Annotated in this window: 12 protein-coding genes; 9 read left to right on the top strand and 3 right to left on the bottom strand. The window is 42.3% G+C overall.

Annotated features, from left to right (window positions below):
• The first annotated feature begins 71 nt into the window (after positions 1-71).
• The 3 genes from pabB to MASE_RS09505 all read left to right on the top strand — a co-directional run bounded on the left by pabB (position 72) and on the right by MASE_RS09505 (position 3,673).
• Entirely contained in the window at positions 72-1,511 is a 1,440-nt protein-coding gene (gene pabB, locus MASE_RS09515; RefSeq protein ID WP_014949527.1) for an aminodeoxychorismate synthase component I, read from the top strand.
• Positions 1,512-1,573: 62 nt separating this feature from the next.
• Entirely contained in the window at positions 1,574-2,146 is a 573-nt protein-coding gene (locus MASE_RS09510) for a CoA pyrophosphatase (RefSeq protein ID WP_014949526.1), read from the top strand.
• Between the two features lie 153 nt (positions 2,147-2,299).
• A complete protein-coding gene (locus MASE_RS09505; RefSeq protein ID WP_014949525.1) occupies positions 2,300-3,673 on the top strand; it encodes an L-serine ammonia-lyase in 1,374 nt (457 codons plus the stop codon).
• Positions 3,674-3,758: 85 nt separating this feature from the next.
• Here MASE_RS09505 and cysB read toward each other — a convergent pair whose 3' ends face one another.
• Positions 3,759-4,733 carry an HTH-type transcriptional regulator CysB gene (gene cysB, locus MASE_RS09500; protein WP_014949524.1) on the bottom strand — a complete coding sequence of 325 codons (975 nt, stop codon included), beginning with the start codon at positions 4,731-4,733 and terminating at the stop codon, positions 3,759-3,761.
• Positions 4,734-4,941: 208 nt separating this feature from the next.
• Here cysB and MASE_RS09495 point away from each other — a divergent pair, with 208 nt between their 5' ends.
• Both MASE_RS09495 and MASE_RS09490 read left to right on the top strand, forming a co-directional pair.
• Complete coding sequence (locus MASE_RS09495) at positions 4,942-5,646, top strand: sensor histidine kinase (RefSeq protein WP_014949523.1); 705 nt, start codon at positions 4,942-4,944, stop codon at positions 5,644-5,646.
• Positions 5,647-5,741: 95 nt separating this feature from the next.
• The gene (locus tag MASE_RS09490; protein WP_014949522.1) at positions 5,742-6,500 is read left to right on the top strand and encodes a hypothetical protein; all 759 of its coding nucleotides are present in this window, start codon (positions 5,742-5,744) and stop codon (positions 6,498-6,500) included.
• A 37-nt stretch (positions 6,501-6,537) separates the two neighbouring features.
• Here the strand turns inward: MASE_RS09490 and MASE_RS09485 are convergent, their stop codons facing one another.
• On the bottom strand, positions 6,538-7,422 hold the full coding sequence (locus tag MASE_RS09485) for a LysR family transcriptional regulator (protein ID WP_014949521.1): 885 nt from the start codon (positions 7,420-7,422) through the stop codon (positions 6,538-6,540).
• Between the two features lie 122 nt (positions 7,423-7,544).
• Between MASE_RS09485 and MASE_RS09480 the strand changes: the two genes are divergently transcribed.
• From MASE_RS09480 to MASE_RS09465, 4 genes are all read left to right on the top strand, one after another.
• Positions 7,545-8,252, top strand: a complete 708-nt coding sequence (locus MASE_RS09480; RefSeq protein WP_014949520.1) for a CoA transferase subunit A — start codon at positions 7,545-7,547, stop codon at positions 8,250-8,252.
• Positions 8,252-8,905 carry a CoA transferase subunit B gene (locus MASE_RS09475; RefSeq protein WP_014949519.1) on the top strand — a complete coding sequence of 218 codons (654 nt, stop codon included), beginning with the start codon at positions 8,252-8,254 and terminating at the stop codon, positions 8,903-8,905. The genes MASE_RS09480 and MASE_RS09475 overlap by 1 nt, the downstream gene beginning before the upstream one ends.
• Positions 8,906-9,150: 245 nt before the next feature.
• Complete coding sequence (locus MASE_RS09470) at positions 9,151-10,476, top strand: DEAD/DEAH box helicase (protein ID WP_014949518.1); 1,326 nt, start codon at positions 9,151-9,153, stop codon at positions 10,474-10,476.
• 244 nt (positions 10,477-10,720) lie between these two features.
• Positions 10,721-11,254: a hypothetical protein gene (locus MASE_RS09465; RefSeq protein ID WP_014949517.1), complete on the top strand. Its 534-nt coding sequence runs from the start codon at positions 10,721-10,723 to the stop codon at positions 11,252-11,254.
• 155 nt (positions 11,255-11,409) lie between these two features.
• Here the strand turns inward: MASE_RS09465 and MASE_RS09460 are convergent, their stop codons facing one another.
• On the bottom strand, positions 11,410-11,925 hold the full coding sequence (locus MASE_RS09460) for a restriction endonuclease (RefSeq protein ID WP_014949516.1): 516 nt from the start codon (positions 11,923-11,925) through the stop codon (positions 11,410-11,412).
• Positions 11,926-12,125 lie beyond the last annotated feature (200 nt).

Genomic DNA, 12,125 nt, shown 5'->3' with positions numbered 1-12,125 from the left:
AAAATAGAAGGAAGTTTGTGCTTAATTCAAGCACCAAACGCCCACGATAAAAAGAAGTACAGAAAACACCTATGTCACACGCAGATACTATTCACGTTCATGTTTCCCGTTTCACTGCAGAGGAATTAGCCGATAAATTAGCGCTAAATTGTGACGAGAACACAGCCGTTTTCAATGAACTTTTTAAGCGAGTCTCTACACACCCATATTCCCTTTTACTAGATACTTCTGGTTCGTCGAAAAGTGAAGGACGCTTCAATATTATGGCATTTTCACCTTCCGCAGTTATCGAAGCAAAAGGTGATAAGGTTCAACTCATCGAACTAAACACTTCAAAGCGTCAGCAATTGACATTGACCCCCTTTGAAGCGGTGCAAGCACACTTACATGCGCGCGTTTCAAATGTGGAGATACATGCCAGTGTAAATACAGCGCACCTCCCTTTTATTATCGGTGTGGCTGGTATGGCAGGCTATGACACCGGGCGCTTTTATGAAACGATGCCAAGCATCGCCAAAGATGACTACGAAACCCCTGATTTCGCGGTTGGCCTTTATCTTCGTTCACTTATTGAAGATACAAAAACAGGTTATATCTATTATTGCTCCGTTGACAGTCAACCGCTGACTCAGTTTTTTTCTTCGTTCAACGACGAAACACCTGAGCCAAATTTCAAGTTAACGTCGCGGTTCGAATCAAATTTGTCTAAAACGGAATATGAAGCTTGTTTGGATAAAATACACGCCTATTTGCGTGCCGGTGATTGCTACCAAGTAAATATGGCGCAACGTTTTAGCGCGGCGTTTGAAGGGAATATATGGCAAGCATATTGTGAGCTACGCAATCAAAATCAAGCGCCATTTTCAGCTTTTTATAACCTGCCCCAAGGCTGTATTGCTTCCATTTCACCAGAACGCTTTCTACGCGTTAAAGATGGGGTTGTAGAAACAAAACCGATAAAGGGTACACGCCCGCGATTTGAAGACAAAGCAGAAGATGCCGCCAGTGCTCAGAGCTTGCTCTCAGCAGAAAAAGACCGTGCAGAAAATCTCATGATTGTAGATCTGCTGCGCAACGATATTTCAAAGCACTGCAAACCTCACTCGGTGAACGTACCCGCACTCTTTGCTCTTGAAAGTTATCAGGCTGTGCACCATTTAGTAAGTACGGTAACTGGTGAATTGAATGAATCTTCTTCGCCTTTATCGCTTCTGGCATCAGCATTTCCTGGGGGGTCAATAACTGGAGCACCGAAAATCCGTGCGATGGAAGTTATCGATGAGCTAGAGCCTCACCGCCGGAATATTTACTGTGGCAGCGTGTTCTATATGGGTTTTCGTGAAGACATGGATTCAAGTATTTGCATTAGAACCGTATTGGCAGAGAACCGTCGATTACATTGCTGGGCCGGTGGTGGTATTGTGCTAGATTCGGTTTCTAGCGAAGAATATCAAGAAACCCTAGATAAAGTGTCTAGAATACTGCCAGTACTTGAATCAATTAACCAATAGCACAGTATCTGTATGTAATGTGCTAGCACAAAGGTAAGCATATAGGTTGTAAGTAAATATCTATGACAAAGAACGAATTTCTATCACAGTTTCACCACTTAAGGCAGCCTCACACCGAGCCAGATTTTCCGTTGCGAAAAACAGGGCGCCCTGCGGCTGTACTTATCCCCCTGATAGATTATGGCAATTCGCTTCAATTACTGCTTACCGAACGAGCGCACCACCTCAAGCATCATCCAGGTCAAATCAGTTTTCCAGGCGGAGCGGTTGACGAAGCTGATAACTCTTTTTTTGACGCGGCACTTAGAGAAGCAGAAGAAGAAGTTGGTTTACCCGCTACTCACGTAGACGTAGTAGGAATGTTGCCTAGGTACCGAACAATCAGCGGATATGAAATTGCGCCAGTTGTTGGCTTTGTAAATCCTGACTTTACACCGATTATTGACAAAAATGAGGTAGAAAGCGCTTTTGAAGTGCCTCTCGCACATGTTTTAGACAGAAGAAATCATTTAGTTCACACGACGCATCGCGATAAAAAGGCATTTCCAATTTACTTTATCCCATGGAAAAACCGCATGATATGGGGCGCAACGGCGGCAATGTTACGCAATTTATCTCATCATATTCATCCTTAGCCTTTGTATTTGCTTAACCGCTCTTGCGTGTACTATAAATTAAACTTTACAGCGTATTAGCAAAACTAATCCCTTTATTAGCTTTTCTGTATTGTGGTTTTTCCGTGGTGGATGCATGATCTTACTATTACTTTGTTTTAATTTTGAAAGTTTATGATCAGTGTATTTGATATGTTCAGCGTGGGCATTGGCCCATCGAGTTCGCACACCGTAGGACCAATGAAAGCAGGCGCCGAGTTTGTCACCGAACTCGCTCAGGAAGCTGCGCTTTTTGATTCAGTGGATAGCGTGAAAGTTGAACTGTTTGGGTCATTAGGCCAAACCGGTATCGGCCACGGAACAGGAAAAGCTGTTATCCTCGGTTTACTAGGAGAACTTCCAGACGTTGTCGATGTGGACAGCATCGAGACTAAACTTGAAGAAATACGCAACACGGAAAAGCTTTGCCTTAATGGCCAGAAATTAGTGCGCTTTCCTAACAAAAACGCCATTGTTTTTCACCGCCGTAAAACGCTCCCCAAACACGCTAATGCCTTAACGTTTTATGCGTACGCGAAAGATGAGCTTGTAAAACAGCAAACTTATTACAGTATTGGCGGTGGCTTCATCATAAAAGACGAAGACTTCGATGCGACCAAAGCGCATGCGGCCAGCCTGCAAGCATCAGTACCCTTCCCTTTTAAAACGGCCGGTGACCTTCTTGCTCTGTGTAAAACTAACGGCTTAAGCATTAGTTCACTGATGCTACGTAACGAATCAACTTTCAGGCCCAAGCACGAAGTGAAGCAACAGCTACACAACATTTGGTTAGTAATGAAAGCTTGTATTCAACGAGGTATCGAAAGCGAAGGTATTTTACCTGGCGGGCTTAAAGTAGTTCGCCGCGCACCTGGACTATACCGTCGACTTCAAACTGAACACACAAACGACCCTATGCAGACTATGGATTGGGTTAACTTGTTTGCTTTAGCTGTAAACGAAGAAAATGCAGCTGGCGGCCGTGTTGTAACTGCACCTACAAATGGTGCAGCGGGTATCATTCCGGCTGTTCTACAGTACGTAGATAAGTTTATTCGACCTGTTGATGAAGAAGTAGCAAGTCGATTCCTGCTTACCGCAGGCGCTATTGGTATTCTCTATAAAGAGAATGCGTCAATCTCAGGTGCTGAAGTAGGTTGCCAAGGAGAAGTAGGCGTCGCTTGTTCAATGGCTGCAGGCGCGTTAGCTGAAATTATGGGGGGCACAGCTGCCTCGGTAGAGAACGCTGCGGAAATCGGTATGGAGCACAACCTCGGCCTTACTTGTGATCCTGTTGGTGGTCTGGTTCAGGTTCCGTGCATTGAGCGAAATGCCATGGGTGCAATCAAAGCCATTAATGCTTCTCGTCTTGCACTGCGCGGAACCGGTGAGCAAAAAGTATCGCTAGATAAGGTTATTAAAACCATGCGCGATACCGGTAATGATATGAAGACTAAATATAAAGAAACGGCGAGAGGTGGACTCGCGGTAAATATTATCGAATGTTAGCGCCTCGTTCTAACTAGACAATGTATGGAATGAAAAAAGGGGCAATTAGCCCCTTTTTAATGAACGTTTTCAACAAGCGCTACGTTTACTTTACTGGAAGCGTCACGCCTTTAAACATTTTTTCCACTTCTTCGTTATTTTTCAGCATCATAGCCTTCTCAACCTTGTCCTTGGTCAGATGAGGCGCAAAACGCTCAATGAAGTCGTACATATAACTTCTTAAGAACGACCCTTTTCTGAATCCAATTTTCGTCGTGCTGTAATCGAACAGGTGACTAGCATCTATTTTCACAAGATCATCATCTAATTCTTCGCTTACCGCCATCGACGCAATAACACCAATACCGACACCTAAGCGAACATAGGTTTTAATAACGTCGGCATCTGTTGCGGTAAACACGATTTTAGGTGTTAGCCCTGCTCTTTCAAACGCTTGGTCTAATTCAGAGCGCCCGGTGAAACCGAAAACATAAGTAACCAACGGATATTTGGCAATGTCTGAAATATCGATAGTGCCCTTTTTCGACAACGGATGGTCTTTGTTTACTATTACACTGCGATTCCAGTGATAACAAGGAAGCATCACTAAATCGTTGTACAAGTGGAGAGCCTCGGTAGCGATAGCAAAATCGGCTTCGCCTTTGGCAGCCAGGTCGCTAATTTGAGACGGCGTGCCCTGATGCATGTGTAATGACACTTTTGGATACTTGCTCATGAAACCCTGAATAACATCAGGTAATGCATAACGGGCTTGCGTATGCGTTGTCGCAATATTGAGTTTACCTTGATCTGGAAGCGTGTGTTCCCTTGCTACCGCTTTAATACTCTCTACTTTGGCTAGTATTTCACGAGCTATATTGATTACATCATTACCGGCGTCTGTTACGTGTGTTAAATGCTTACCGCTACGGCCAAAAATCTGAACACCTAGTTCATCTTCCAACATGCGAACTTGTTTGCTGATACCCGGCTGTGAGGTATATAAACTTTCTGCTGTTGCTGACACGTTCAAATTGTTATTGAGGACTTCTACGATATACCGTAGTTGCTGTAGCTTCATATTTTACACCGTTTAATGCGATAGACTGACACTGTACTCCCTCCGTTATAACCAAAACCACCTTTTTTTACTAGTTGCTATTACGAAATTGGCATTATAAAGTTGAAAATAATTGAATTTTTACATTTTCGAGTGGGATTTATTCGCCTTTGTCCGATTTCTTCTACATTATGGGTAGGTGATTAAAAAGCACGGTGTTAGATAGATAATGAGTAGCAGTAAACAAGTTACATCCACAATTGATTTTTCATCGGTGTTGGCAGCTGCTGTGCACGATATGAAAAATTCACTTTTTCTCCTTATTCAATCTATTGAAACACTCAGCGACGCCCTTTCTCCTCAAGACGAGAAAGCTAGAGAGCAGGTTGCGAGTGTTCATTATGAAGCATCCAGGCTCAACACCAATCTTGTTCAAGTACTCTCTTTGTACAGGGCTGAATTAGAGAGTTTACCCATTACCGTTGACGAAAGCTTCATCAAAGATTTGGTTGAGGATGTTGTTGGCTCTAATGCGTTATATGTGTCGCAGAAAAATATTGATATAAGTATCGCTATCGAAGATGACCTTAGCTGGTACTTAGACAGTGAGTTAATTTATTTGTTATTAAACGATGTAATCATCAACGCTATGCGCTATGGAACATCCAAAATAATAGTAAGTGCCAAGGCAGACGAGAACGACTTCATGACCATAAAGATAGAGGATGATGGTCGTGGCTATCCTGAAGCGATGTTAACTAAAAGCCACGAAGAGCTCTGTGACTTTGAGTTAAGCCAAGGAAGAACGGGGTTGGGGTTATTTTTTGCGAAGTTAATTGCAAACGCACATTCTCAAGGAGATAAAGTGGGCTCAATTGCCCTTTCCAACGGCGGGAGTCTCGGTGGAAGTGTATTTGAAGTAAAAATACCGTAAGATTGACCGATAACATTAAGTAATACAAAAAGTAACGCTCGTACGTAGTAATACGTTAACGTTATAAAAAATAAAAAACAGACGGAAACACACGCATGTACGTGATTATTATTATATTAATTGTTGTTTTGCTAATCGCAGCTATCTTTATCAATGCAATGCAACAACATCGTCAAAAGCAAGAGGCTGAGCGCAGAACTGAACTTGCCAAACAGCGTACTATTGTCGACGAAACTGAGAACGTTATTGCCGCCTGTGTAAACATGCCTGTTTCTTCGCGCATTATGGGCATACTTCACAATCGTATTCTAAATGCCTTGAAAGCAATGAACGATTTATCGAGTACATCTGAACTAAAACAGCGTATCTCAAGCAGTGAGCAAGCAACCGCCGCTGCTCTTTCGGACAATAGCGGTATCACTAACGATTTCGCGTTACCCGACAACGACAAAATGATCATTCAATACATTCAGGCCGTTAAGAAACTGCGCATTATTCTTCGTTCAGAACATAGCAAAGGGCAAATTGATTCTAAAGTATTCATGGATGAAGATAAGCAGCTTGAACGCTTGCAGGTAAAAGTAAATGTAGAAACATTGATTAAGCGCGGCCGCGCTGCACTTCAAACCAATATGCTTGGGTCAGCCAGACAGTATTTTGAAAAGGCGAAAAACGCACTAGAAAATCAAAATCCCCAAGACGAATACTCAATGTCTAAACTTGCTACACTTAACGAGTGGTTACACGAAATCCAAAGTAACCTTAAGAGCGTGAACGAAAAAGATCGCGCCAAGAAGCAAGAAGAAGAAAGAGACGAATTAGACGAGTTGTTCGCACCTAAGAAGAAGTGGTAGGTCGAACCTTTTCTTAGAAACCATAAAGCGCATTATTTCACTCATAATGCGCTACGGCCATGTCCCACATAGATTGAGCCGGCAGCGATAACCCTTTTCGCGCATTTCGAATTATTCCAATATTTTTCACCAGAGGCATGTCACTAATTTCTTTTGTTACTAGCCCCAATCCCTCCATTTGCGCTTTACAAATCGCCGGCATAATAGATATACCTAAACCATTTAGAATAAGCTTTCCTAGTGTAGATAGCTGCCCCGTTTCCGCGATTATATTTAGCTCACCATATTGTGCTAGCTTAGATTGAGTCCAATGACGTACCGCAGATCCCCTATTCATCATTACCAATGGAAGTTTTAGACAGTCCTGCCAATGCAACTTGTCCCCTAAATGGGCTGATTGTGCTTTGTTGGTCACAACAACAAACTCATCAGCAAAAAGGCTTTTAAACACTAAACCATCTTTGCGCTCTGGCTCAAACGAGAACCCAATCTCGCTGCGGCCAGTAGTAACTTCATGAATTACCTGTTCCATTACTACATCGACAATTCGTAAGTTTACGTTTGGAATTCGTTGATGAAATACTGACAAGATATTCGGTAAATGAGACTCGGCAAATGACGGCATAGCGCAAATAGTAAGCTGCCCTTTCGCCATAGCAAACAAATTTTGAATATCAGAAAAAGTATTGTCCCAGTCGTGCAGTAGCCTCAAAGCATTTGGAAACAACACCTCTCCTTCTGGTGTTAGGCTTACATTGCGTGTATTGCGTTGGAATAGCTTACCGCCTAACTGCTCTTCCATTTTTTTAATTGCCGATGACAAAGCTGGCTGTGTTAAATGTAGATTTACCGCGGCTTCAGCAAAGGTTGATGACTTGGCCACTTCTACAAACGCTTTTATTTGACGGTATGAAACATCCATAAACTTTTCAAGTGATCTCAGCGATTAATAAATAGTTTTTATTAATCGCAAGATTAATTCGATTTTACAAATGAAGCAACAATGTCGATACTTATTTTTAACAAATGCATTGGAGATAGAGAATGGCGGGATTTAACAAAGTTGTATCCTCATACGAAGAAGCAATGGCTGGCCTTGAAAATGGTATGACAGTTATTGCGGGCGGTTTCGGATTGTGTGGTATACCCGAAGGACTGATAGGCCAAATTAAGAAAATGGGCGTATCTGGACTTACTGTAGTTTCTAATAACTGCGGTGTAGATGGATTTGGATTGGGCCTTTTATTGGAAGATAAGCAAATAGCCAAAATGGTGTCTTCTTATGTAGGTGAAAATGCCCTGTTTGAAAAACAACTGCTTAACGGTGAGTTGGAAGTTGAGCTTACACCTCAAGGAACGCTGGCGGAAAAAATGCGCGCTGGTGGTGCTGGCATTCCTGCCTTTTACACTGCCACAGGTTATGGTACGCCTGTTGGTGAAGGAAAAGAAGTCAAAGAATTCAACGGTCGCCCTTATATTCTTGAACATGCTATTACTGGCGACTTTGCCATTGTAAAAGCATGGAAAGCAGATACTTACGGAAACTGTATTTATCGCCATACAGCACAAAACTTTAATCCTATGGCCGCTACTGCAGGTAAAATCACTGTGGTTGAAGCAGAGGAAATTGTAGAGCCTGGTGAATTGAACCCTAGCGAGATCCACACTCCCGGGATTTATGTTAACCGTGTCATTCAAGGTTCATTTGAAAAACGTATTGAACGCCGTGTAGTTAGCAAGGAGTCAGTGTAATGCTTAGTAGAGAACAAATCGCAATGCGCGTCGCTCAAGAGTTTAAAGATGGCGATTACGTCAATTTAGGCATAGGTATCCCTACCCTTGCAGCTAACTATGTGCCAGATGACATCAGCGTGATGCTGCAGTCAGAAAACGGCCTTTTGGGTATGGGACGTTACCCGACTGAAAGTGAAATTGACGCTGATATGATAAACGCTGGTAAAGAAACGGTAACGGCTATCACAGGCGCATCTATTTTTAGTAGCGCCGAGAGCTTTGCTATGATCCGCGGTGGTCACGTTGACTTTACTGTACTTGGCGCATTTGAGGTTGATGTATCGGGTAATATTGCCTCTTGGATGATACCAGGCAAACTCGTTAAAGGCATGGGCGGCGCTATGGACTTAGTTGCTGGAGCAAAGAACATAATCGTTACTATGACCCATACCGACAAACACGGTAACCCAAAACTACTTGGCGAATGCACCTTACCGTTAACCGGTGTTAACTGTATTACGCGCATTATTACCGACTTAGCGGTGCTGAGTGTTGAAGACGGCGCATTTGTGCTTCAAGAACGTGCACCGGGCGTCAGCGTTGACGAAATTAAAGAGAAAACGGGCGGAAAGCTTGTTGTTCCTGAAAATGTACCTGAAATGCAGTTTTAAATTCTGCGTTTAATTGTGCATCGTAAGGTCGCGCTTATCACTTAGCATTTATGCTTTTGTGGTAAGCGCGCACCATTGAGTTAACTCACATTTTTGCTTTAACTTTATATTCTTCGTTGAGTAACGATTGTTACAAGTACCTGCCTTCAGTGTGCAAACTTATAAGCCTTTCCAATAAACCTTTAAATGCACCGTGCATTAAGGGATAATGCGCCCGAATGTCATTTTAAAAAGGCTATACCTTCTTGCTAGTTACTGATTTACCTGTTCACCACAAAATTATTTCAAAGCTCGAAACGAAAAACATTTCGACGCTAACCGAAATTCAAGAACGCACTATGCTGCCAGCTATTCAGGGCAAAGATATTATTGCGTCATCAAAAACGGGGTCAGGTAAAACCTTCGCCTTTTTAGTGCCAGCTATAAACAGGCTAATGTCGCAAAAAGCCCTTAGTCGTCAAGACCCACGCGCACTTATTCTTGCGCCAACTCGTGAGCTAGCCAAACAAGTTTTCATCGAAGCTAAATCAATGTGTACCGGGCTAAATCTTACTTGTTCACTTATTGTGGGTGGTGAAAATTATAACGACCAAGTTAAAGCGCTTCGCCGTAACCCTCACATTATCGTTGGTACCGCTGGTCGTGTAGCCGACCATCTATTAGATAAAAGTGTGTATTTAAACGGTTTAGAGTTGCTTATCTTTGATGAAGCAGACCGAATGTTAGACTTAGGCTTCTCTGCTCAGCTTAAAATGATTAACGACTATGCTGATCACAGAAAGCGTCAAACTATGTTGTTTTCTGCCACGCTCGATAATATTGAGCTAAAGCATATGACAACGCAGTTAACCAAAGGCGCTGTTCGTGTAGCTGTAGGAGACTCAACAGCAGAGCATGGCGATATCGAACAGAAGTGCTTCTTTGCAGACAATGTTGATAACAAAGATCAAATTTTACAGTTTGAGCTAGCCAATCGTACCTACAACCAAGCTATCGTATTTACAGCTACCCGTGAAGATACCGATAGAATTGCAGCACTGCTTAACGAACAAAACTTAGAAGCTATTGCGCTTCGTGGTGATATGCTACAAAGCCAACGCGCAGCAGTAATGAGTGCGTTTGCTCGTGGACAGCACAGTATTCTGGTTACTACCGACCTCGCCTCTCGTGGACTAGATCTATCAAAAGTAGGATTGGTGGTTAACTTTGACCTTCCTAAGAACGCGGATGAATACATTCACCGTATCGGCCGTACAGGCCGTGCTGGGCAAAAAGGCGAAGCATTCTCGCTAATTGGCCCTCGTGACTGGAACAGTTTCGAAGGGCTTAAGAATCACCTTCAATATGCATTAGAGTGTTCACCACACGACGAATTTTCGGCGTCTTTTAAAGGTTTTACCCCGAAGAAAAAAGTGTCGAAACAATCAAATGCGAAAAATGGTAAAAAGCGCGTAGCGAAACCAGCAAAACCTGGCACTAAAAAACGTGTCGATACCATGTCTGGAGAAGATATTGGTATGGTTCCTGTGAAACGCAAGCCAAGAAACACTCTGTCTGACGACGACGAGTAAAACTCTATATCGTAGTTTGAACCATCACCGCCGCTAGTCACAATTCACTATTGAATAGCGGTGTGTAACCTTTCACTTTGTTTTTAATCACATTTTCTTACAGCACTTTGATAGTACACCTCGCCATCATATGCTTTACTACGCATATAGCAACAAGTCGATTGTGCTGACTACACGCTTTAACTGTTTGTAACAATGCGTGTAAGCGGCACACACTCCCCCCTTTAAAATGGATTTTAACCACATGAAATTTATAAAGTTCGTATCGTTAGCCTTGTTTATAGTAATAGTCGTTGTGGCACTCTCCTATGAAAAAATAATAGTACGCGTATTGTTGCCGCAGTACATAGAGTGGGCACATGAAACAGATATGAAAGGCTTAAAAATAGGTCAACCGTTGAATGAACAAGAATTGGCGCTAGCAGTGGAGATAGGAATTAAACAGCCTAAGAAAGTAAGAATTGTTTATGTAGATGAAGTGCCATATCCCTACGAAAACTTCGCGCTTAAAGTGTTTGGCGAAGCCGTTGGACTTGTTGGAGAAGGAATAATAATTAACGCACAAGTTTTCGGCTATTCGATTTATGCTCGTAAAGATTTCGAGCTTAATAGACCCAAGTTAGCCCACGAATTAGTGCATGTGTTACAGATTGAACGAGCCAGTTTAGATGAAGTTGTCACCCAACACTTTTTCGACATGGCTGAATACGGTTACGATAAAGCCCCACTAGAAGTAGAAGCGTCCGCAGCCAATAAAATATACAGTGCTAATTGGTAATTTGTATTCACCAAGGATTGCATTTTAGGACGCCGGTACTTATTGCTTAGAGTAGCGTTTGTGTTAGAGGTCCGTTTTAGACAAATAGCGGACGTTTAACGCCGCGCTCTGCGGAAAATTTGTCCGGCAGCAGCGTCTTGTTAGGCTATTTTTTCTCATTCTGCATAGATCAAACTTTGAGTTGTAAATCTATTGCCACATTCCCCAATCCAAATTGATTTCTCATCAACATCTGGTGGCATAATTAATGTTTCAGGACGAATATTGCATTTTAAAAGTTCGAAGAGGCTTTGACCATCTATTAGTTGAAGTTCAAGCCTGCTGTTAATACTTTTGAGCTTTTCTGGGATTTTATTTGCAGGCTTAGTAAATTTATCTGCGGTTGTTACAAAAATACCTTTTTTAATGTCTTCTATTTCCATAGCACCGACAAAATTTCTTACTTCTGAAACTGATTCAGTGTTTTGAGAAATCCGCCTTTTTACTTGAACAGCACTAATTATGTTGCCGTTTTTAGAACACACATGCAGATCAATACCACCATCTGGGTCGTTAACATTAGCGGTTGAAGTAAGAACGTCACACGATAAATGTTCTTTTAATATAGACTGTACTAGAGACTCTGCGGCCCCTGCACTAATAAGTTTTCTATCCTCCCAACTTTTCAGCAAGTTGAGTTTAAGGTCATCGATTACTATTGAATTACTAGAAATATCGATTTCTTCTAGTACTGGGTAATGAATATATGGCTATAGGTATTTCAGCCAATTCCATTTAGCTGACCTTCTTTAGTTGAGTTCCACCAATTGCAAAAATCGCATAAATACAATATAGGAGACATTATTACCCAATCCCAAGGAGGTCGGTACTC

This window comes from Alteromonas macleodii ATCC 27126 (assembly GCF_000172635.2).
GTDB classification, from domain to species: domain Bacteria; phylum Pseudomonadota; class Gammaproteobacteria; order Enterobacterales; family Alteromonadaceae; genus Alteromonas; species Alteromonas macleodii.
Note: the sequence above shows the minus strand (reverse complement) of the source record. Positions and strands in the feature narration are given on the sequence as shown.

Excerpts from the sequence above, each read along its gene's own strand:
- MASE_RS09480 (WP_014949520.1), top strand. The coding sequence starts at position 7,545 with ATGGCGGGATTTAACAAAGTTGTATCCTCATACGAAGAAGCAATGGCT.
- MASE_RS09475 (WP_014949519.1), top strand. The coding sequence starts at position 8,252 with ATGCTTAGTAGAGAACAAATCGCAATGCGCGTCGCTCAAGAGTTTAAA.
- MASE_RS09490 (WP_014949522.1), top strand. The coding sequence starts at position 5,742 with ATGTACGTGATTATTATTATATTAATTGTTGTTTTGCTAATCGCAGCT.
- MASE_RS09510 (WP_014949526.1), top strand. The coding sequence starts at position 1,574 with ATGACAAAGAACGAATTTCTATCACAGTTTCACCACTTAAGGCAGCCT.
- cysB (WP_014949524.1), bottom strand. The coding sequence starts at position 4,733 with ATGAAGCTACAGCAACTACGGTATATCGTAGAAGTCCTCAATAACAAT.
- MASE_RS09465 (WP_014949517.1), top strand. The coding sequence starts at position 10,721 with ATGAAATTTATAAAGTTCGTATCGTTAGCCTTGTTTATAGTAATAGTC.
- pabB (WP_014949527.1), top strand. The coding sequence starts at position 72 with ATGTCACACGCAGATACTATTCACGTTCATGTTTCCCGTTTCACTGCA.
- MASE_RS09495 (WP_014949523.1), top strand. The coding sequence starts at position 4,942 with ATGAGTAGCAGTAAACAAGTTACATCCACAATTGATTTTTCATCGGTG.
- MASE_RS09485 (WP_014949521.1), bottom strand. The coding sequence starts at position 7,422 with ATGGATGTTTCATACCGTCAAATAAAAGCGTTTGTAGAAGTGGCCAAG.
- MASE_RS09505 (WP_014949525.1), top strand. The coding sequence starts at position 2,300 with ATGATCAGTGTATTTGATATGTTCAGCGTGGGCATTGGCCCATCGAGT.